This is a genomic window from Streptomyces sp. NPDC026417 (assembly GCF_055567695.1).
The window spans coordinates 1-20,761 of sequence record NZ_JBVHPY010000011.1 but is presented as its reverse complement, the minus strand read 5'-3'; the positions used below and the strand labels follow the sequence as shown (position 1 = coordinate 20,761).

Sequence of the window (20,761 nt, the reverse complement as noted above, 5' to 3'; positions counted from 1 at the left end):
CCGTGCCCGGCGTTCACCCGGTGCACCCCGGCTCCGCCTTGCCCCGGCGCCGGGCCGCTCACTCTGATAGGTGAACGGCCCGGCCCGCTCCGACACCCGCCCGCGGTCCTTGCCGCCGTCCCGGGCGGCCCCGTACAAGATCCCCACCAGCAAGTTACCGCCCGGTATTCGGCCGGGTTCCAGGAAACGGGGACACCACATGAACAAGGTGATGACCAGGTCCAGGCGCAGTCCCGGCGGCCGCCCGCCCGTACGCCACGACACGCGCCGACCGGGCGGCACCCCGCCCCGCGCCCCGGGCGGCGGTGCGCCGCGCGCCGTGCCCCGCGGCGACCGGCCGTCCCCCGCGGCCCCGGTCCGCAACCCCCCGCCGGGAGCGGCCCCGGCCGCGCCCGCGCCGGCCTCCCCGCCCCGCACCTGCTCCCCCACCGACGCGCTCACCCCGGCTCCCCGGCCCCGGCCCACCGACGTCTTCGCCGACCGCCTCCTCGCCGTCCTCAGCGGCGGGCGGCCCGTCCACTCCATGCTGCGCCACACCGCGGGCCGCGCCTACGACGAACTGGCCTGGCTGGCCGAGCACAACCCGCTGCGCACCCGCGGGGCCCGCCCCGTCGTCCGGGACATCGGCTACTACGTCCCGCGGCCGGGCGCCGTCGAGGTCTTCGCCCGGATCGGCGCGGGTGAGCAGCTCCGGGCCATGGCCTTCCGCCTGGAGCAGGGGCCCGACCTGCGCTGGCGCTGCACGGCCGTGGAACTGGGCGGCCCCCGCATGCCCCGCCCGGACGACGACTGAAGCCGCGCCCGGACCGGCCGCGCCCCGGCTCCGGGAGCGCGCGGCAACGCGAAGGGCCGGACACCTCGAAGGATGCCCGGCCCTGACCCGCCCCCGTCGCTCACGCGACCGTCCGAGGCGGTGCCGTGTCGTGCGGTACCCGCGTCCGGCGGACCCGGGCCGTACGGCGGCGCCTACTTCTTGCGGCGCCGGCCGCCCTTCTGCTGCTTGCGGCGCTCCGCGCGCGTGAGACCGTCGGCCTCGGAACGCACCGGCTCGTCGTCGACGAAGTCGCCCTCGACGATGCCGCCCTCGCCGTCCACGGTGGGGGCGGAGAAGTGCAGCCGGTCCGGCCGCTGCGGGGCGTCGAGGCCCTTGGCGCGGATCTCCGGACGCGCGCCCGCGGCGACGGCGTCCTCCTTCTGCAGCGACGGCGCGGCGTCCTGCACCGGGACCTCCTCGACCTGCTGCTCGACCTGGACCTCCAGGTTGAACAGGTAGCCGACGGACTCCTCCTTGATGCCGTCCATCATGGCGGTGAACATGTCGAAGCCCTCGCGCTGGTACTCGACCAGGGGGTCCTTCTGCGCCATGGCGCGCAGGCCGATGCCCTCCTGGAGGTAATCCATCTCGTAGAGGTGCTCGCGCCACTTGCGGTCCAGGACCGACAGCACGACCCGGCGCTCCAGCTCACGCATGATCTCGGAGCCGAGCTGCTCCTCACGAGCCGCGTACTGCTCGTGGATGTCGTCCTTGATGGACTCGGAGATGAACTCGGCGGTCAGACCGGCGCGGTCACCGGCCGCGTCCTCCAGCTCCTCGACGGTGACCTTCACCGGGTAGAGCTGCTTGAAGGCGCCCCACAGCCGGTCCAGGTCCCACTCCTCGGCGAAGCCCTCGGCGGTCTCGGCCGCGATGTACGCGTCGATCGTGTCGTCCATGAAGTGCTGGATCTGCTCCTGCAGGTCCTCGCCCTCCAGGACGCGGCGGCGCTCGCCGTAGATGACCTCGCGCTGCCGGTTGAGCACCTCGTCGTACTTCAGGACGTTCTTGCGGGTCTCGAAGTTCTGCGTCTCCACCTGCGACTGGGCGGAGGCGATGGCCCGGGTGACCATCTTGTTCTCGATCGGCACGTCGTCGGGGACGTTCGCCATCGACATGACGCGCTCGACCATCTGCGCCTTGAACAGACGCATCAGGTCGTCGCCGAGGGAGAGGTAGAACCGGGACTCGCCGGGGTCGCCCTGACGGCCGGAACGACCGCGCAGCTGGTTGTCGATGCGCCGCGACTCGTGCCGCTCGGTGCCCAGCACGTACAGCCCGCCGAGCTCCTTGACCTCCTCGAACTCCGCCTTCACGGCCTTCTCGGCCCGCTCCAGGGCGGCGGGCAGCGCGGCGGCCCACTCCTCGATGTGCTCCTCGGGGTCGAGGCCGCGCTGGCGCAGCTCGGCCTCGGCGAGGTCGTCGGGGTTGCCGCCGAGCTTGATGTCCGTACCGCGGCCGGCCATGTTCGTGGCGACCGTCACCGCGCCCTTGCGGCCGGCCTGCGCGATGATCGGCGCCTCCCGGTCGTGCTGCTTGGCGTTCAGCACCTCGTGCTGGATGCCCCGCTTGCTGAGCTGCTGCGAGAGGTACTCGGACTTCTCGACCGACGTCGTACCGACGAGGATCGGCTGGCCCTTCTCGTGCTTCTCGGCGATGTCGTCGACCACCGCGTCGAACTTCGCGACCTCGGTGCGGTAGATCAGGTCCGACTGGTCCTTGCGGACCATCGGCTTGTTCGTCGGGATCGGGACGACACCGAGCTTGTAGATCTGGTGGAACTCGGCGGCCTCGGTCATCGCCGTACCGGTCATGCCGGAGAGCTTGTCGTAGAGGCGGAAGAAGTTCTGCAGGGTGATCGTGGCGAGGGTCTGGTTCTCGTCCTTGATGTCCACCCCTTCCTTCGCCTCGATCGCCTGGTGCATGCCCTCGTTGTAGCGGCGGCCGGCGAGGATACGGCCGGTGTGCTCGTCGACGATCATGACTTCGCCGTCGATGACGACGTAGTCCTTGTCCTTCTTGAACAGCTCCTTGGCCTTGATGGCGTTGTTCAGGTAGCCCACCAGCGGCGTGTTCACCGACTCGTACAGGTTGTCGATGCCCAGCCAGTCCTCGACCTTGGAGACGCCGGGCTCGTGGATGGCGACGGTGCGCTTCTTCTCGTCGACCTCGTAGTCGCCGGTCTCCTCGATGCCCTTGAGCGGGTTGCCCGGCTCGCCCTTCTTCAGGCGCGTGACCAACTTGGCGAAGTCGCCGTACCACTTGGTGGCCTGGTCGGCGGGGCCCGAGATGATCAGCGGGGTGCGCGCCTCGTCGACGAGGATGGAGTCGACCTCGTCGACGATGGCGAAGTTGTGGCCGCGCTGGACGAGTTCGTCCTGGGACCACGCCATGTTGTCGCGCAGGTAGTCGAAGCCGAACTCGTTGTTCGTGCCGTAGGTGATGTCGCACGCGTACTGCTCGCGGCGCTGGGCCGGCGTCATGTTGGCGAGGATGCAGCCGACGGTCAGGCCCAGGAACTTGTGGACGCGGCCCATCATCTCGGAGTCGCGCTCGGCCAGGTAGTCGTTGACCGTGATGAGGTGGACGCCGTCTCCGGACAGGGCGTTCAGATAAGCGGGCAGCGTGCCGACCAGGGTCTTTCCCTCACCGGTCTTCATCTCGGCGACATAGCCGAGGTGCAGCGCGGCGCCGCCCATCATCTGCACGTCGTAGTGACGCTGGCCGAGGACGCGCTTGGCGGCCTCGCGGACGGTGGCGAACGCCTCGGGAAGCAGGTCGTCGAGGCTCTCGCCGTCGGCGTACCGCTGCTTGTACTCATCGGTGAGGGCCCGCAGCTCGGCGTCGGAGAGGTCGACGAAGTCCTCTTCGATGGAGTTGACCTGGTCCGCGATGCGGTGCAGCTTGCGCAGGATCTTGCCTTCGCCTGCACGCATGATCTTCGAGAGGACGGACACGGGGGTTGGTCTCCTTGCCGGTCGGGCCTGGGACGGTCGGTTTTCCTTGATGCAACTGAGCAACGGCCATCGTATGCGAGGACCCCGCCGCGCCGGGAGGTCTGCTCTTGTGACAGCTACCAGGACAACGGGCGGGGGTGGCGGATGGTGCCGCGTCCGGTCGCGAAATGAACTAAATGTGACCGCACCCTCACGCTCGGCTCCCTCCGGGGCCTCCTCGGGGGCGAAATCCCGAATTCCGTCGCTCCCGCGGGAAGCGGGCCCCTGGGCACACGTTCGGTCGCCTGCCGCCCGAAAGCAATGGCGTGCTCGCGGCGGCCCGAGCAGAATCGGCCGATGGAACCCGTCACGCTGACCACCGACCGCCTCTCGCTGCGCGCCGTCGGCCCCCACGACACCGATCCGGTGTACGACGCCGTCCAGGACGCCGACATCCAGCGCTGGACGACGATCCCGTCCCCGTACCTGCGCGAGCACGCCGAGGGTTTCGTCGCGCAGATCGCTCCGGACGGCTGGGCGGACGGCTCCATGTTCACCTTCGGCGTCTTCCTCCCCGGCGGTGGCCTGGTCGGCATGCTCAGCCTGACGATGCGCTCTCTGGGGGTGGCCGAGGTGGGCTTCTGGACCGCCAAGGAGCACCGGGGCAACGGGTACATCACCGAGGCCGTCCTCGCCGCCTCCCGCTGGGCCTTCACCGAACGGGGCATCGACCGGGTGGAATGGCGCGCCGAGGTCGGCAACAGGGGCTCCCTCGCCGTCGCCGAACGCGTCGGCTTCACCCTGGAGGGCACCCTCCGCTCCGCCCTCAACAACAAGGGGGTGCGCCGCGACTGCTGGGTGGCGTCCCTGCTCCCCTCCGACCTCGGGCTGCCGTCCACGGCGCCCTACCTGCCGGGACCCGGGTAGCCGGACCACGGTCCGCGGCGCCCGCCCCCGGGCTCGCGCGGCCGGCCCGACCGGGCGGAGCCCGTCTCCCGACCGGCTCACGGACGAGTGTCAGTGCCACGGCCTACCGTGTGAGACATGACGAGTCTCCCGCGTCCCACCGCCGCACTCTCCGCCGACGAGGCCCGCCGTATCGCCCTGCGCGCCCAGGGATTCCTGGGTGCCCCCGACCGCAGGGGCGGAGTGCGGGGCGTCCTGCGGCACCTGGGCGCGGTCCAGCTCGACACGATCTCGGTCCTGGCCCGCTCCCACGAACTCGTCCCGTACGCCCGCCTGGGAGCCGTGGGCCGCCCGACGGTCGACCAGGCCTACTGGACCGACACGCACGCCTTCGAGTACTGGTCCCACGCGGCCTGCATCCTCCCCATCGAGGAGTGGCCGCACTTCGCGTTCCGGCGCCGCGCCTACCGGGCCCGCCCGCACTGGAACCACGCGCTGCCGGACGGCACCTACGACCAGGTCGTCAAGCAGCTCCGCGCCGAAGGCCCGCTCACGGCCACCGAGTTGGGCGGCGCGAAGAAGACCAGCGAATGGTGGGACTGGTCGGGCACGAAGGTCGCCGTGGAGCGCGCGCTCATGTACGGCGAGGTGGTGTGCACCGAGCGCCGCGGCTGGAAGCGGGTGTACGACCTTGCGGAGCGCGCCGTCCCGCAGTCCCTGCTCCACGACGAGTTGGACGACGCCGAGTGCCTGCGCAGGCTGGTCCGCCTGGCCGGCCGCTCCCTGGGCGTCGGCACCCGCGCGGACATCGCCGACTACCACCGCCTCAAGGGCGAGCAGGTCGACGCGGTGATCGCGGACTCGGGCCTGGTCCCGGTCACGGTGGAGGGCTGGGGCAAGCCCGCCTGGGCCGATCCGGCGGCCCTCGCGACTCCCCCGCGGGGCCGGCACCGCACGACGCTGCTGTCGCCGTTCGACTCCCTCGTCTGGGAGCGCGCCCGCACGGAGCGCATCTTCGGCTTCACCCACCGCCTGGAGGCATACGTCCCCAAGCCCAAGCGGGTGTACGGCTATTTCGCCATGCCGGTACTGGCCGGTGGCCGTCTCGTCGGCCGGGTGGACCCCGCCCGCGAGGGCGCCACCCTCGTCGCCAAGCAGGTGACGCTGGAGGGTCCGAAGGCCGTGCCGTCCGTCGCGCAGGCGCTGGTGGAGGCCGCGACCTGGGTCGGATGCACGCAGGTGCGCGTGGAACGGGTCGACGCCCCCGAGCTGCGGGCACCGCTCGCGGCGGAGCTGGCACGGGCGCTCGCCTGAGCGTCCCGCCCGGGCCCACCGCCCGTCGGCTCAGCGGATTTCGAGGATCTTCTCGCGCATCGCGTACACGACCGCTTCCATCCGGGAGTGCAGCTGCAGTTTCTCCAGAATGTTGCGCACGTGGTTCTTCACGGTGTTCTCGGAGATGAACAACTGCTTGGCGATGTCCCGGTTGTTCATTCCGGTCGCGACCAGCTTGAGGACCTCGAGCTCGCGATCGGTCAGCCGGGGGGCGGGAACCAGGCGGCGTTCGTCGGTGCGCTGGATCATCGACTTGAACTCGGTGAGCAGTTTCGACGCCATGGACGGGCTGATCTGCGACTGCCCGTCGGCGACCGCGCGAATGGCCGTGGCCACCTCGTCCGTGGAGATCTCCTTGAGGAGATAGCCGGTGGCGCCCGCTTTGATCGCGTCGTAGAGGTCGGCCTCCTCGTCGCTGATCGTCAGCATGATGATTTTCGCGCTGGGAGCCACCTCCTTGATGGAGGTGCACGCCTCGATGCCACCGCGCTTGGGCATCCGGACGTCCATCAGCACGATGTCGGGCAGCAGGTCGGCGGCCTTGTCGACCGCCTCGGCCCCGTCACCGGCCTCCCCGACGACCTGGATGTCCTCCTCGGCCGCGAGCACGATCTCCAGACCGCGGCGGAAAAGGGCGTGGTCGTCCACGACCAGAACCCGGATGGGCTCCTTGCGCGGAGGGCCCGCGTCCGGCCCCATGCCGACGACGCCGTCGTCGGCGTCCTCGTCACGCATCGGTCCGAAGCTGTCCGGCATCGTTCCTCCCCCTGAAGGCCGTGGCCCGCGTTCCTGTGCCATCGCCAACCCAAGGCTACGGCCCACGGGTTGGGGCCGGTGCGGCCATGATTCCATGCCCGGACGACACCGCGGTGACAGAGCGGGGCGTGAAGTGGTCGCACACCGGTGCCCCTGGGGGCGCTCGCGCTCACCAGGGGCACCGGTTCGGCTGTCACCGGAAGGGGTCAGCCGCCGAGCGCACCACCCGGCGCGGCCGGGTCGGCCTGGGCGACCATCGGGTCCGTGTTGAGGTGGATGACGCCGTAGTCGTACGCGTGCCGCCGGTAGACGACACTCGGTTCCTTCGTCTCGGAATCGACGAACAGGTAGAAGTCGTGCCCGACGAGCTCCATCTCGTAGAGCGCCTGGTCGAGCGTCATAGGGGCGGCCACGTGGGTCTTCTCGCGGACGACGAGGGGGCCTTCGCCCATGACCTCGAGCGAACCGATCTTCTTGGTCGGCACACTGTCCGACGGCTCCTCGTGGACGACGCTGCCGTCGCCGTTCAGCGTCACCGCGCCCGGCACGGTGTCGGCGACCTCGGCCGCCGAGAGCCTGCCGTTGCCGCGGCGGGTGTGGCGCTTGTCGTGCTGCTTGCGCAGCCGGGCCTCCAGCTTGTCCGCCGCCAGGTCGAGAGCCGCATACGGGTCGTTTGCCGCTGCCTCCGCCCGGATGACGGGACCGCGCGAGCGGAGCGTGATCTCCACCCGGTCGCAGCGGTCTGCCTGTCGCGGGTTGGGCTCCTTGGACACCTCGACGTCGAGGCTGATCACCTTGCCATCGAGCTTCTGGATCTTCTCCAGCTTCAGCTTCTCGGCCACGTGCTTGCGGAACCGCTCGGGCACCTCGGTCTTGCGGCCCTTGACGACGATGTCCACGCAGAACTCCGTTCCCGGATCGCTCCGCTCTGCCGGCGGAGCATCTCCCTCTTGCACCAGGTTCCGGTCAGTCCCGGAACCTCGGACTCGGTGACTGTCACCTCCTCCTCCCCCGCGGACAAGATCTCCACCCCACCGGCGCGGGTGATTGAGAAAAACCCGCGACACGGCATTCGGATCTGCGAGGTACGGCCTGCGCCATTGCCTCACAACTGAACATATCTCGCCCGGACGGATGTCGTCACCCTCTACTGCGGCACACCTCCGTTCAGGTGAATTACCCGTCTCATTACCTGCAACGATGTAAGTTCTCAGTCAGTTCCGGTTTATTTCGAAGGCGTCCGGTGGGGCTGCGATCACCGCCGCGCGGATCCCGTCCGGGGTGAGATACGGGGCCGCCGCTCCCGGCCGGGCCCCCGTCGCATCCTCCCCCGTCCTGGCCCTCACCGCCCCTTCGTCGATCACTCGCACTTCCGCTCGTGCCCGTGTTCCCGCGTCGTACGCGCGTGCGTCCGAGACCGGTGCCGAGCGCACCGCCCGCGCCGCCTCCGCCAGCGAGGCGCCGGTGGTCATGAGGTCGTCGACCAGCACGATCCGCCCGCCGCCGGCCAGCAGCCGGGCTCCCCCGGCGGCCACCTCCAGGGCGCCCGCGAGATTGTCCAGCCGCTGCCGGGAGTTGAGCCCCGACTGATCGGCCACCGCCCTGCGCTGCCGCAGCACGCCGAGCACCCGGGCGGGCGTCCCGCCCCGCCGCAGCTCCGCCGCGGCCGCGAGCGCGATCCGCCGTACCGGGTCGTGCCCGCGCGCCCGCACCGCGCGGCGCGCGGACGGCACGGGAACGAGCAGCAGGGGCCCCTCGGGGGCCGCCGCCCGCCCGGACGGCACCGATGCCCGCGAGTCGGGCGCGAAGCCGCCCAGCCCGGCCTCAGGCCCGTCAGCCGCCGCCCGGGGCGCCCGCAGCCCCGCCCCGACCGCTCCCGCCAGAGCCGCTCCCAGCGGGCCCGTGAGGGCCAGCGCGCCCCGTTCCTTGTGGGCGAGGAGCACCGCCCGTACGTCGTCCTCGTAGGGAGCCGCCGCGTGCACCACGGGAAGCCCCGCCGGCTCCGGCACCGGTCGCACCCGGCACGGCACGGTCGCGCGGAGAGCCGCACGGCACTCGGGGCAGAGCACCGTGCGAGGTCGTCCGCAGCCTCCGCACTCGGCCGGCAGCACCAGGTCGGTGAGGTCCTGCCACCACCCCCGCATGCCCACCACTGTGCCAACGCCTCCGCCGGCCTGCCACCCCTGTGGACAACTCCCTGTGGACAACAACGCGCGTCCGTCCACGGCCGTCACCCGCCAGGGTGGCCACGCCCCGCCGCAGGCGCCCCCGCCGCCCGGGGCCCCGCTTCCTCCGCCGCCCGGGACCCGCCTCCGGCTACCCGGGATAAATGGGCGCGGTCCCCTTCTTGACGACCTTCTGCCACTGCGACGCCGACGACAGACGCACGATTCCGTCGACCGAGTACGCCACCAGCGGCAGCTGCTCGTCCTCGGACGCGGCGATCTCCTGCACGCCGGTCAGCGCCGACGGCAGCGTCCGCAGCGGAGTGGAACCGTCGACCTGGACATAGCGCATCTGCTGCACTCCGCCCGGTTCGCGCCCCACCACGACGAGTTGGCTGTCCGCGGCCCACGACATGGCCGTGACCTCCTCCAGCTGCGGGGTCGCGGAGCGCAGTTCGAGAATGGAGACGCCGGGCCGCTCGCCGCTCCTGTCCTCGCGCTCGATCCGCCCGACCTGCAGGGAGGTCTTGCCGTCCTTCTCCACGATCAGGGCGATGCGCACCCCGTCGGCGGCCACCCGCACCGCCTTGACCCGCCCGTCGAGCTGCGGCGTCCTGACCACGACCGGCTCGCCCCCGCCCTGCTCCAGCAGCAGCAGCCGGGAGTTCTTCGGGTCGCGGTCGGCCACCCACAGGTCGCCCGAGCCGTCCCAGCTGGGCGTCGTCAGGCGCTCGTCCTCGGTCTTGCCCCCGCTGCGCAGCACCGCGTCGCCGAGCGAACTGCCCGACACCAGCGACCCCACGTAGAGCGAACGCCCGTCGAGGGACACCCCGGCCGCGCTGTTCTCGCTGCGCGAGACGGCGGCGGCCCGCAGCGCCTTGTCGCCGTCGCCCAGCGCACCGGGCACCGGCTCGGGCTCCTTGCCGCTGCCGGTGGCGAGGAGCCGCACCAGGCGCTGCTTCTCGTCGATGAAGTACTGGTACTCGGGCGGCTTTCCGGTGCCGTGCGACACGACCGTGCCGGCCCGGTCCTCACCCAGCACGCACAACTGCGAGCCGTCCGACCGCTCCAGCTCCACCTCGTCCACCCCGGTGGGCGTCAGATCCTTGAGCGTGTAGAGGAGTTGGGCCGCCATCCTGGTGCACTGGGCCTGCCCGACGTGGTCGGCCTTCGCGTTCAGCGGCACCCTGAGCTTGTTCTGGTCGTCGGGCGCCAGCGAACGGACGCCCTTCCTCAGCGCCGTCCGCGAGGGGAAGCTCGACCTCACCACCGGATCGAGCCAGCGCGTCGGACCCCGCAGGAGCGACCGGACCGTCTCGGTCATCGGGTCGACCTCCTTGCGCACGTAGATCGGGTCGGCGACGGCACCCGGCCGTCCGCCCGAGCCGTTGGGCGCGGTCGAGGCGAAGTAGTACTTGTTCACCGACTGGTAGTTGCGCTGGAAGTCGGACTTGCCCATCATCACGCCCTGCGGGAGGCCGTCGATGCGCCACTGCTTGTCCTTCTGCTGCGCGAGGTACACCGTCTTCCGGTACGTGCCGTCGTCGGGCGCGTACGCGTGCTGCGCGTCCACGGAGGCGACCCTGGCACCGGTCAGCGTGACCACGTAGTCGTCGCTGCCGTCCCGGGTCCCGCTGTGCTGCGTCAGCGTGTTGGGCCCGTCCGCGAGCACGGTCGTGGACTCGTACGGCTTCCACTTGCGCCGGGCGCTCTCGGTCAGGTACTTCCGTGCCGTCGCGTACTGCGGATCGTCACTGGTCAACGCCTCGAGAAAGCCCTGCACGATCTCCTCGGGCCGGGCGTCGTCCCGCGGCGGCATGGCGAACACCCGCACCTGAGCGTCCTGCCGGGGCGTCGACTCGACGTCGCGCAGATCCCCGCTGTCCGGCATCGAGGCGCATCCGGCCAGCAGTACGGCACCACAGGCGACGTACGCCCCGAGGCGCACCGGGCGCCGGCGGCCTCCCCCCTCAGCGCCCACGAAATGCCTTCCCTTCCTCGACCTCGTCCGTCCTGTCGCCCCCGTCCGACGGCCGACGGCCGCCGTCCCCCTCGCTTGCCGCCTGTGCGGGGCCGTCCTGGCGCCGGGCCGCCCGGGCGGGCCGCGGCACGACACGGGATCCGCTGCCCGGCAGCGCCGTCGGGTCGGCCGTGGGCGCCACACCGGTCGCCCGGGACCCCATGGGCGACCGCGCCGACGCGTTCTCCCCGGAGGGCTGTACGGGGACCGTGGCGAGCTTGCCACCGCCGCCGTGCGGCAGACCGGCGTCGTCGAGACCGCGGTTGCGCCGTGAGTCCTTGGGTTCCAGGGGTATCGGCGAACCCCTCAGCGGTTCGTCAGCCGTCCGCGGCAGCGTCAGCCGGAACTGCGAACCGCCGCCCGGCTCACCCCACGCCTGCAGCCAGCCGCCGTGCAGCCGAGCGTCCTCCAGGGCGATGGACAGCCCGAGTCCGGTACCGCCGGTGGTCCGCGCGCGTGCCGGGTCCGCCCGCCAGAAGCGGCTGAAGACCCGGGTCGCCTCGCCGGGCTTGAGTCCCACGCCGTAGTCACGCACCGCGATCGCGACCGCCCCGCCCGCCGAGGCGAGCTTGACCACCACGTCCTTGCCGTCGCCGTGCTCCACGGCGTTGACGACGAGGTTGCGCAGTACCCGCTCCACGCGCCGGGCGTCCGCCTCGGCGACCACGGGCTGCTGGTCGCCGACGACCCGTATGCGGGTGCTCTTGCGCTCCGCGAGCGGCTCCGCGCCGCTGATGACCCGGCGCACGACCTCCCGCAGGTCTATCGGCTCGGCCTCCAGCGCGGCCGCGCCCGCGTCGAAACGGCTGATCTCCAGCAGATCCGCCAGGAGCGTCTCGAAACGGTCCAGCTGGTCGGCGAGCAGCTCGGCCGAGCGCGCGGTCATCGGATCGAAGTCCACGCGCGCGTCGTGGATGACGTCGGCCGCCATCCGCACGGTCGTCAGCGGCGTACGCAGCTCGTGCGACACGTCGGACACGAACCGCCGCTGCATCCGGGACAGGTCCTCCAGCTGCTGGATCTTCAGCTGCAGGCTCTGCGCCATCTTGTTGAAGGCCTCGCCCAGCCGCGCGATGTCGTCCTCGCCGGTGACCTTCATCCGTTCCTGGAGGCGGCCCGCGGAGAGCCGCTCGGCGATGCCGGCCGCCATCCGTACCGGCGTGACCACCTGACGCACCACGAGCCAGGCGATGGCGCCGAGGAGCACCACGACGAACAGCCCGGCGGTCGCCAGCGTCCCCTTGACCAGGCTCAGCGACTTCTCCTCCTGCGTGAGCGGGAAGAGGTAGTACAGCTGGTACGGGTTGCCCTTGGGGTCGTTGACCTGCTTGCCGATGACCAGCGCCGGCTGCGACTCCTTCTCGTCCGTGTACACGACACGGGTGTAGCTCTGGGCGGCGACCATGCTCGTGTCGACGCGGCGCCGCAGGTCCTCCGGCACACTCACCGCCGGGTCGACGTTGCCCGAGGAACGGGGGCCGCGCCCGCCGCTCTCGTCACCGGTCGCGGCGGACGCACTGAGGGTCACCACGTCGAAGGCGCCCTGGCCGCCGCTGGAGAGCGCGTCGACGAGGTCGCTCATCCACTGCGGGCTGACGCTCTGCGCGGAACGGCCCTCGGCGCCCGAGCCGCTCGACGCCGCGACCGTGTCCGCCTTCTGCTTGGCCACGGCGAACCCGCCGGTGGCCTGACTCTGCGAGGCCTTCACCTTGGCGTCGAGCAGGCCGTTGCGGACCTGCCCGATGACGACGAAGCCGAGCAGGAGCACGACTCCCAGCGACATCAGCAGCGTCGTGACGACGATCTTGAGCTGGATGTTGCGCCGCCACAGCCGCATGACGGGCAGCAGCGGCCGGCGCACCCAGCGCATGAACAGGCGGAGAACCGGGCTGCCCTGGACTCCGCCCCGGAGCAGCCCGCCGTGGACGAGACGTCCCCAGCGGGAGCCCGCCGTCTTCCGACCGACAGGCCGCTCCGCGCGAGCCCCCGACTGTCCGGGCGCCGAAGCGGCACTGTCCCTGGACATGTCAGCTCGGTCCGGCCTTGTAACCGACACCACGCACGGTCACCACGATCTCCGGCCGCTCCGGGTCCTTCTCGACCTTGGAGCGAAGCCTCTGGACATGGACATTGACAAGGCGGGTGTCCGCCGCGTGCCGGTAGCCCCAGACCTGCTCCAGGAGCACCTCACGCGTGAACACCTGCCACGGCTTGCGGGCCAGCGCGACCAGCAGATCGAACTCCAGGGGCGTCAGGGCGATGGACTGCCCCTCCCGCTTCACGGAGTGACCGGCCACGTCGATGACCAGATCGCCGATGGTGAGCTGTTCGGGTGCCGGCTCCTCGGAACGCCGCAGGCGCGCCCTGATCCGTGCCACCAGCTCCTTCGGCTTGAACGGCTTCACGATGTAGTCGTCCGCGCCCGACTCGAGGCCGACCACGACATCGACGGTGTCGCTCTTCGCCGTGAGCATCACGATCGGCACCCCGGACTCCGCCCTGATCAGGCGGCACACCTCGATGCCGTCCCGTCCGGGCAGCATCAGGTCCAGGAGCACCAGATCGGGCTTGGTCTCACGGAAAGCGGCCAGCGCCTTGTCGCCGTCGGCTACGAAAGACGGCTCAAAACCTTCACCACGCAACACAATGCCGAGCATCTCGGCCAGTGCGGTGTCGTCATCGACGACAAGGACTCGTCCCTTCATAAACGACATCATCCCATTAGCTAATCGTTACCTGGCGTGACCTGGCACACAGCTCGGCTAGCGCCTCCGCCGTGACGGGCGACACGGCGCCCTCTTCGGTGACGATCGCCGTCACCAACTCCGGGGGCGTCACGTCGAATGCGGGGTTGTACGCCTGGGTCCCCAGGGGTGCCACCGGTATCCCGCCTCCCGCTTCCGCTCCCGCCACCGGCACCTGCGGTGCTGTGATCTCCGTCACTTCATGACCGGGGCGCTGCTCGACCTCGATGGACGCCCCGTTCGGGGTGGCCGGATCCACCGTCGTCACCGGCGCCACCACGATGAACGGCACGTGGTGGTAGCGGGCCAGCACGGCGAGCGGATAGCTCCCCACCTTGTTGGCCACCGAACCGTCGGCCGCGATCCGGTCGGCACCGATCAGCACGGCGTCCACCTCTCCCGCGGCGAACAGGGAGCCCGCCGCGCTGTCCGTGAGCAAGGTGTACGCCATCCCGTGGCGCGCCGCCTCGTACGCAGTCAGCCTCGCACCCTGCAGCAACGGCCGCGTCTCGTCCACCCAGAGCCGCCGCAGCCGCCCCGCCCGGTGCGCCGCGAGCGCGACCGCGAAGGCCGTGCCCTCCCCGCCGGACACCAGCGCACCGCTGTTGCAGTGGGTCAGGATCCGGTGGCCGCCACCCGGCAGCAGCTCGTCGAGCAGGGCCAGGCCGTGCTCCGCCATACGGGCGCTGGCCTGGGCATCCTCCCGGTGCAGGGCCCGTGCCGCGGTGAGCGCCGCGTCGGCGGCCTGCCCCTGGCTGCCGCCGCCGGCGAGTGCCGCCCGGTACGCCGCCAGGGCCCTGCCCACACCGGAGGCGAGGTTCACGGCGGTCGGCCGGGCTCCGGCCAGCGCCTCCGCGGCGTCCTCCACCTCGAAGCCGCGTACGGCGGCGAGCGCGACGCCGTACGCCCCGGCGATGCCGAGCAGCGGGGCTCCGCGCACCGCGAGCGTGCGGATCGCCTCCACGAGCGCGGGTGCGTCCGTGCACACCAGCTCGACCTCTTCGGCCGGCAGCCTCGTCTGGTCCAGAAGGACCAGGACGGGGCCTTCGGGTGGTTCCTCCCAGCGGATCGCCGGTATCTCCGTCGGCCGGTTGTCCTCGCGGGCTTGCGCGTAGTGATCAGCCATCCGCCCAGTCTGCCCCGTACCGGGCGGACAATTGAAGGTGTGCAGCCCAGACAACCCCCGGTCACCCGACGGGGACGCCGTGGCACGATGGCTGCCAACCTGCCGCCGCGACCGCGGTCGGGCACCGTGAAGGAGCGACGATGAACGACACTCCGGGCTGGGCCTCGCCCGGATCCGCCCCCTCCGACGGGCAGGAGCCGGACCGCACCGGCCCTGCGCAGCCCACCGGCCAGAACGGCGCGGACCAGAGCGACGCCCCGTCGAAGTGGTCCAAGGAGCAGCCCCCGCCGGCCCAGTGGACCGCTCCCGCCCCTCAGGGCCCGCCGCAGGCCCCGCCGCCACCGCCCCCGCCGCAGCCCGGCCAGGGCTGGGGCGGCCCGCCCCAGCCGGGCCCGGGCGGCTACGGCGCCCCGGGTCCCCAAGGCCCCGGCTACGGCGCCCCGGGATACGGAGGCCCCGGCTACGGAGTCCCGGGGTACGGCTACGGCGCCCCCGGCGGCTGGGGCGGCCCGCCGCCCGCGGCCAAGCCCGGCGTCATCCCGCTGCGCCCGCTCGGCGTCGGCGAGATCCTCGACGGCGCGGTCTCCACGATGCGCACCTACTGGCGCACGGTCCTCGGGATCTCGCTGACCGTCGCCGTCGTCACGGAGATCGTCGTCGTCCTGCTCCGGGGCCTCGTCCTGGACGAGAGCGCCGGCTCCGACACCCTCAACGACCCCAGCGCCACCGCCGGAGAGCTCGGCCGCGCCCTCAGCGACGTCATGCTGAGCTCCGGGGCCGTCGCGCTGATCAGCATCATCGGCACCGTCTTCGCCACCGCGCTGCTCACGACCGTCACCAGCCGCGCGGTGCTCGGCAAGCCGGTGACCACGGCGGAGGCCTGGCGCGACGCCCGCCCCCGGCTGCCGAAGCTCTTCGGGCTGGTCTTCCTGCTGCTGCTCATCGGCGCCACGATCATCGGTGTGGGCATCCTGCCCGGCATCCTGATCGCCGCCGCCGGGTCGACCGGGGCCGGCGCAGGCCTGGCCGTCGTCGGCGGTCTCGGCGCGACCGTCGTCGCGATCTGGCTGCTGGTCCGCTTCTCGCTGGCCTCGCCGGCGCTGATGCTGGAGAAGCAGGGCATCAAGAAGTCCCTGAGCCGCTCGGTGAAGCTGGTACGCGGCTCCTGGTGGCGCATCTTCGGCATCCAGCTGCTCGCCAGCATCATCGCGAACGTCGTGTCGTCGATCATCGTGATCCCCTTCGCGCTCGTCGCGGCCGCGTTCAGCGGCGACGGCATGGGCGGGTTCCTCAACGGGACCAGTGACCTCGGCTGGACGTTCCTCATCATCAGCGGCATCGGCGCGGTCATCGGATCGATGCTCACCTTCCCGATCACCGCCGGCGTCACGGTGCTGCTCTACATCGACCGGCGGATCCGCCGCGAGGCCCTCGACCTCGACCTGGCCCGCGCGGCCGGCGTCCAGGGCTACGGCACCGGCACCACCCCGGGGAGCTGATGCGGTGAGCATGACGGGGGGAGTTCTCACAGCGGCACCGGCACTGCCACGCGCCGCCGGCACGGTCCTGCGATGGCTGACGCAGACCGGCGACACGGCGGTGCTCGCGCTGCCGCACGCCGGCACCGGAAGCGTGCTGTCCCTGGTCCGCTCCGGCGGCGACCCACCGGTGACGACCGAGCGCGACCCCGCGCGGGAAGCCGCCCGGCGCGAGCTGACCAAGCGGATGTACCACGAGAACGACCCCAGCCTCTTCGAGCGCGCGCTCGACAAGTTCTGGGAATGGCTCGGCAAGCTGTTCGGCGCCACCTCCGACGCCACCCCGGGCGGCGCGGTCGGCCTCCTCGTCATCGTGATCGCCGTACTGGCCGTGCTCGGCGCGCTGTGGTGGCGCCTTGGCACGCCGCGCCGCGCCGCCGCGTCGTCCGCCACGCTGTTCGACGACCGCCCCCGCAGCGCCGCCGAACACCGCGCGGCCGCCGAGGCGCACGCCGCCCAGGGCCACTGGAACCAGGCCGTCCAGGAACGCATGCGCGCCGTCGTCCGCTCCCTGGAGGAACGCGCCCTGCTCGAACCCCGCCCCGGTCGCACCGCGGACGAGGCCGCCGCGGAGGCGGGCCGCACGCTGCCCTCCCACACCGACCGACTGCGCACCGCCGCCCGGGACTTCGACGACGTCACATACGGCGGACGCTCGGCCGGCGAAGCGACGTACCGCGGCCTCGCGGCCCTCGACAGCGACCTGGAACGCACCCGGCCCGTGCTCGCCGGCACCACCGGGAGCGCGGCTCGCACCGCCGGCCGGGGAGCCGCCGAATGACCACCGAGGCCACGCTGCCGTCCACCTCGGCCTCGCCGACCGCCCGCCAGGTGTGGACCCGCTCGCGCGGTGTCCTGCTCGCCCTCGTGGCCCTCCTGGTGGCCGCCGTGGCGATCGCCTCCGTGCGCTCCAACGCCGCGCACGGGCGCCTCGACCCGCGCTCCGCCGACCCGAACGGCAGCCGCGCGGTCGCCGAACTCCTCGCCGACCGCGGGGTCTCCACGCGCGTGGTCACCACCGCCGGCGCGGCCCGCGACGCCGCCGGCCCCGACACCACCCTCCTGATCGCCGCCCCCGATCTGCTGACCGCCCGTCAGCAGGACCTGCTGCGCAGCGCGACCGAGGACTCCGGCGGCCGCACGATCCTGATCGCCCCCGCGTCGCCCTCCCTCGGCACCCTCGCCCCCGGAGTCACCGCCGCCCCCGCGACCAGCTTCGACTCGACGCTCTCCCCGGCCTGCGACCTGCCCGCCGCCCGCCGTGCGGGCACCGCCGACACGGGCGGCATCCGCTTCAGCACCGATCTCGACGCCGACTCCTGCTACCCCAGCGACGGCCTGCCCACCCTGCTGCGCGTCCCGGCAGCCTCCGGCGACGGCGACACCGTCCTCCTGGGCGCTCCCGACATCCTCTACAACGACCGCCTCGACGAGCAGGGCAACGCCTCCCTCGCCCTGCAACTGCTCGGTTCCCGCTCGCACTTGGTCTGGTACCTCCCCTCGCTCTCGGACACCTCGGCCGACGACGGCGGCGAGCGGAGCTTCTTCGACCTGCTCCCCTCCGGCTGGCTCTGGGGCACGCTCCAGCTCTTCATCGCGGCGGCCCTCGCCGCCCTCTGGCGGGCACGCCGGCTCGGCCCCCTCGTACCCGAGCGTCTCCCCGTCGCGATCCGCGCCTCCGAAACCGTCGAAGGCCGTGCCCGCCTCTATCGCAAGGCCGACGCCCGCGACCGCGCGGCAGGCGCTCTGCGCTCCACCACCCGCACCCGCCTCGCCCCCCTCGTCGGTGTCTCCCCGGCCCAGGCGCACGCGCCCGAGGCCCTGCTCCCCGCCCTGTCCACGCACCTCAGGGGCGACGGACAGACCCTGCACTCCCTGCTCTTCGGCCCGCCGCCCGGCGACGACGCGGCCCTGATCGCACTCGCCGACCAACTCGACGCCCTCGAAAGAGAGGTACGCCGTTCATGATGGACCCGACCACTGACAACGCCGGGTACGCCGGGGATGCGGGCACCGCCCGCTCCTCCCTGGAAGCCCTGCGCGCCGAGATCGCCAAAGCCGTGGTCGGCCAGGACCCCGCCGTGACCGGCCTCGTCGTCGCCCTCCTCTGCCGCGGACACGTTCTCCTTGAAGGAGTCCCCGGAGTCGCCAAAACGTTGCTCGTCCGCGCCCTCGCCTCGGCACTGGAACTCGACACCAAGCGCGTCCAGTTCACTCCCGACCTGATGCCGAGCGACGTCACCGGCTCGCTCGTCTTCGACTCCCGCAGCGCCGAGTTCTCCTTCCAGCCGGGACCGGTCTTCACGAACCTCCTCCTCGCCGACGAGATCAACCGCACCCCGCCCAAGACCCAGTCGTCCCTCCTCGAAGCGATGGAGGAACGCCAGGTCACGGTGGACGGCACCCCGCGCCCGCTCCCGGAACCGTTCCTGGTGGCCGCGACCCAGAACCCGGTCGAGTACGAAGGCACGTACCCCCTCCCCGAAGCCCAGCTGGACCGCTTCCTGCTCAAGCTGACGATTCCGCTGCCCTCCCGCGAGGACGAGATCAACGTCCTCACCCGGCACTCCGAGGGCTTCAACCCGCGCGACCTGCGCGCCGCCGGCATACGGCCCGTGGCAGGACCCGCCGACCTGGAAGCCGCCCGCAACGCCGTCGCCAAGACGGCCGTCTCCCCCGAGATCACCGGCTACGTCGTCGACATCTGCCGCGCCACCCGCGAGTCGCCGTCCCTCACCCTCGGCGTCTCCCCGCGAGGAGCGACGGCCCTGCTCGCCACGGCCCGCGCATGGGCCTGGCTGACCGGTCGCGACTACGTGATCCCGGACGACGTGAAGGCACTCGCCCTGCCGACCCTGCGCCACCGGATCCAACTCCGCCCGGAAGCCGAGATGGAGGGCGTGACGACCGACTCCGTCATCAACGCGATCCTCGCCCACGTCCCCGTCCCGCGCTGATGGCACTCACCGGACGCGCCGCCCTCCTGGCGGCTCTCGGCTCCCTTCCGGTAGGCATCTGGGACCCCAGCTGGACCGGCATCCTCGCCGTCAACACCCCCCTGGCCCTGGCCTGTGCCTGCGACTTCGCCCTGGCCGCGCCGGTACGCCGGCTGGGCCTGGCGCGCTCCGGCGACACCTCGGTACGCCTGGGCGATACTGCGGACGTCACCCTGACGGTCACCAACCCGTCCGGCCGCCCCCTGCGCGCCCACCTCCGAGACGCCTGGCCGCCGAGCAGCTGGACACCGGGCACGGAGGTCGCCGCCTCCCGGCACCGCCTGACCGTCCCCGCGGGTGAACGCCGCCGGGTCACCACCCGCCTGCGCCCCACGCGGCGCGGCGACCGCCGGGCGGACCGCGTCACGATCCGCTCGTTCGGCCCCCTGGGCCTCTTCTCCCGCCAGGGCAGCCACAAGGTCCCCTGGACGGTGCGCGTCCTGCCCCCGTTCACCAGCAGGAAGCACCTCCCCTCCAAGCTGGCCCGGCTCCGCGAACTCGACGGCCGTACGAGCGTCCTGACACGCGGCGAGGGCACGGAGTTCGACAGCCTCCGCGAGTACGTCCCCGGGGACGACACCCGCTCCATCGACTGGCGCGCCACGGCCCGGCAGACCGCGGTCGCCGTCCGCACCTGGCGCCCCGAGCGGGACCGCCACATCCTTCTGGTCCTCGACACGGGCCGCACCTCGGCCGGCCGCGTCGGCGACGCCCCCCGCCTCGATTCCTCCATGGACGCGGCCCTCCTCCTGGCCGCCCTGGCCTCCCGGGCCGGGGACCGGGTGGATCTCCTCGCCTATGACCGCCGGGTACGCGCTCTCGTCCAGGGCCGATCGGCCGGCGATGTGCTCCCTTCCCTGGTCAACGCGATGGCGACCGTGGAGCCGGAACTCGTCGAAACCGACGCACGCGGCCTCACCGCCATGGCACTGCGCACGGCTCCGCGCCGCTCCTTGATCGTCCTGCTGACCACTCTCGACGCCGCGCCCATCGAGGAGGGCCTGCTGCCGGTCCTGTCACGCCTCACCCAGCGTCATACGCTGCTGGTCGCCTCCGTGGCCGATCCGCACGTCGCCCGCATGGCGACCGCGAGGGGCCGAGTGGAAGCGGTCTACGAGGCGGCAGCCGCTGCCCAGGCTCAGGCTGAACGCCATCGCACGGCGGAACAGCTGCGCCGCCACGGCGTCACCGTCGTCGACGCCACCCCGGACGAACTGGCTCCCGCACTCGCCGACGCCTATCTCGCCCTGAAGGCCGCCGGCCGCCTGTAAGCGGGCAAAAGAAAAAGGGGGGAGCCTCTCTCGGAGAGGCTCCCCCTTTTCTGTACAACGCAGAAAACCCCCGTACCGGTATCCCCGGTACGGGGGTTCTCTCACAATTTGTTCGGCGGCGTCCTACTCTCCCACAGGGTCCCCCCTGCAGTAC

Annotated in this window: 16 protein-coding genes; 8 read left to right on the top strand and 8 right to left on the bottom strand. The window is 72.0% G+C overall.

Translation table 11 applies throughout. The annotated features are described in order from the left end of the window. The first annotated feature begins 199 nt into the window (after positions 1–199). Positions 200–793: an Rv3235 family protein gene (locus tag ACZ4NT_RS18745; RefSeq protein ID WP_467726392.1), complete on the top strand. Its 594-nt coding sequence runs from the start codon at positions 200–202 to the stop codon at positions 791–793. 173 nt (positions 794–966) lie between these two features. On the opposite strand, the gene secA is transcribed toward ACZ4NT_RS18745, so the two are convergent. Then, positions 967–3,771, bottom strand: coding sequence for a preprotein translocase subunit SecA (gene secA / locus ACZ4NT_RS18740; protein WP_467726390.1), 2,805 nt, complete (start codon positions 3,769–3,771; stop codon positions 967–969). A gap of 336 nt (positions 3,772–4,107) precedes the next feature. Between secA and ACZ4NT_RS18735 the strand changes: the two genes are divergently transcribed. Further along, a complete protein-coding gene (locus tag ACZ4NT_RS18735) occupies positions 4,108–4,677 on the top strand; it encodes a GNAT family N-acetyltransferase (RefSeq protein ID WP_121402580.1) in 570 nt (189 codons plus the stop codon). A 117-nt stretch (positions 4,678–4,794) separates the two neighbouring features. Continuing rightward, positions 4,795–5,970, top strand: a complete 1,176-nt coding sequence (locus ACZ4NT_RS18730; RefSeq protein WP_467726388.1) for a winged helix-turn-helix domain-containing protein — start codon at positions 4,795–4,797, stop codon at positions 5,968–5,970. A gap of 30 nt (positions 5,971–6,000) precedes the next feature. Here ACZ4NT_RS18730 and ACZ4NT_RS18725 read toward each other — a convergent pair whose 3' ends face one another. The 7 genes from ACZ4NT_RS18725 to mtnA form a co-directional block, all read right to left on the bottom strand. Continuing rightward, positions 6,001–6,747, bottom strand: coding sequence for a response regulator (locus ACZ4NT_RS18725; protein ID WP_121402578.1), 747 nt, complete (start codon positions 6,745–6,747; stop codon positions 6,001–6,003). Between the two features lie 206 nt (positions 6,748–6,953). Then, positions 6,954–7,646: a ribosome hibernation-promoting factor, HPF/YfiA family gene (hpf, locus tag ACZ4NT_RS18720; protein ID WP_467726385.1), complete on the bottom strand. Its 693-nt coding sequence runs from the start codon at positions 7,644–7,646 to the stop codon at positions 6,954–6,956. Positions 7,647–7,961: 315 nt separating this feature from the next. Then, positions 7,962–8,891: a ComF family protein gene (locus ACZ4NT_RS18715; protein WP_121402576.1), complete on the bottom strand. Its 930-nt coding sequence runs from the start codon at positions 8,889–8,891 to the stop codon at positions 7,962–7,964. 172 nt (positions 8,892–9,063) lie between these two features. After that, on the bottom strand, positions 9,064–10,893 hold the full coding sequence (locus ACZ4NT_RS18710; protein ID WP_121402575.1) for an LpqB family beta-propeller domain-containing protein: 1,830 nt from the start codon (positions 10,891–10,893) through the stop codon (positions 9,064–9,066). After that, on the bottom strand, positions 10,883–12,958 hold the full coding sequence (gene mtrB / locus ACZ4NT_RS18705) for an MtrAB system histidine kinase MtrB (protein WP_121402574.1): 2,076 nt from the start codon (positions 12,956–12,958) through the stop codon (positions 10,883–10,885). The genes ACZ4NT_RS18710 and mtrB overlap by 11 nt, the downstream gene beginning before the upstream one ends. Position 12,959: 1 nt before the next feature. Next, positions 12,960–13,649 (bottom strand): two-component system response regulator MtrA, encoded by a 690-nt coding sequence (mtrA, locus tag ACZ4NT_RS18700; RefSeq protein WP_220784158.1) that lies wholly within the window; start codon positions 13,647–13,649, stop codon positions 12,960–12,962. A gap of 4 nt (positions 13,650–13,653) precedes the next feature. Next, entirely contained in the window at positions 13,654–14,802 is a 1,149-nt protein-coding gene (gene mtnA, locus ACZ4NT_RS18695) for an S-methyl-5-thioribose-1-phosphate isomerase (protein WP_121402572.1), read from the bottom strand. A gap of 140 nt (positions 14,803–14,942) precedes the next feature. Here mtnA and ACZ4NT_RS18690 point away from each other — a divergent pair, with 140 nt between their 5' ends. Genes ACZ4NT_RS18690 through ACZ4NT_RS18670 form a run of 5 tightly spaced genes read left to right on the top strand, consistent with a single transcriptional unit; the run spans position 14,943 to position 20,607 of the window. Then, positions 14,943–16,301, top strand: coding sequence for a DUF7847 domain-containing protein (locus ACZ4NT_RS18690; RefSeq protein WP_467726381.1), 1,359 nt, complete (start codon positions 14,943–14,945; stop codon positions 16,299–16,301). Positions 16,302–16,305: 4 nt separating this feature from the next. Further along, a complete protein-coding gene (locus tag ACZ4NT_RS18685) occupies positions 16,306–17,121 on the top strand; it encodes a DUF4129 domain-containing protein (protein ID WP_467726379.1) in 816 nt (271 codons plus the stop codon). Then, the gene (locus tag ACZ4NT_RS18680) at positions 17,118–18,308 is read left to right on the top strand and encodes a DUF4350 domain-containing protein (protein ID WP_467726377.1); all 1,191 of its coding nucleotides are present in this window, start codon (positions 17,118–17,120) and stop codon (positions 18,306–18,308) included. The genes ACZ4NT_RS18685 and ACZ4NT_RS18680 overlap by 4 nt, the downstream gene beginning before the upstream one ends. After that, positions 18,308–19,297 carry an AAA family ATPase gene (locus ACZ4NT_RS18675; protein ID WP_121402568.1) on the top strand — a complete coding sequence of 330 codons (990 nt, stop codon included), beginning with the start codon at positions 18,308–18,310 and terminating at the stop codon, positions 19,295–19,297. The genes ACZ4NT_RS18680 and ACZ4NT_RS18675 overlap by 1 nt, the downstream gene beginning before the upstream one ends. After that, complete coding sequence (locus ACZ4NT_RS18670) at positions 19,297–20,607, top strand: DUF58 domain-containing protein (protein WP_467726374.1); 1,311 nt, start codon at positions 19,297–19,299, stop codon at positions 20,605–20,607. Before ACZ4NT_RS18675 ends, ACZ4NT_RS18670 begins: the two co-directional genes overlap by 1 nt. Positions 20,608–20,761: the final 154 nt, after the last annotated feature.

Coding starts and splice junctions, on each gene's coding strand:
- mtrB (WP_121402574.1), bottom strand. CDS start 12,958: ATGTCCAGGGACAGTGCCGCTTCGGCGCCCGGACAGTCGGGGGCTCGC.
- ACZ4NT_RS18680 (WP_467726377.1), top strand. CDS start 17,118: ATGACCACCGAGGCCACGCTGCCGTCCACCTCGGCCTCGCCGACCGCC.
- ACZ4NT_RS18725 (WP_121402578.1), bottom strand. CDS start 6,747: ATGCCGGACAGCTTCGGACCGATGCGTGACGAGGACGCCGACGACGGC.
- mtrA (WP_220784158.1), bottom strand. CDS start 13,649: ATGATGTCGTTTATGAAGGGACGAGTCCTTGTCGTCGATGACGACACC.
- ACZ4NT_RS18675 (WP_121402568.1), top strand. CDS start 18,308: ATGGACCCGACCACTGACAACGCCGGGTACGCCGGGGATGCGGGCACC.
- ACZ4NT_RS18730 (WP_467726388.1), top strand. CDS start 4,795: ATGACGAGTCTCCCGCGTCCCACCGCCGCACTCTCCGCCGACGAGGCC.
- ACZ4NT_RS18715 (WP_121402576.1), bottom strand. CDS start 8,891: ATGCGGGGGTGGTGGCAGGACCTCACCGACCTGGTGCTGCCGGCCGAG.
- ACZ4NT_RS18670 (WP_467726374.1), top strand. CDS start 19,297: ATGGCACTCACCGGACGCGCCGCCCTCCTGGCGGCTCTCGGCTCCCTT.
- ACZ4NT_RS18745 (WP_467726392.1), top strand. CDS start 200: ATGAACAAGGTGATGACCAGGTCCAGGCGCAGTCCCGGCGGCCGCCCG.
- ACZ4NT_RS18690 (WP_467726381.1), top strand. CDS start 14,943: ATGAACGACACTCCGGGCTGGGCCTCGCCCGGATCCGCCCCCTCCGAC.
- ACZ4NT_RS18735 (WP_121402580.1), top strand. CDS start 4,108: ATGGAACCCGTCACGCTGACCACCGACCGCCTCTCGCTGCGCGCCGTC.
- mtnA (WP_121402572.1), bottom strand. CDS start 14,802: ATGGCTGATCACTACGCGCAAGCCCGCGAGGACAACCGGCCGACGGAG.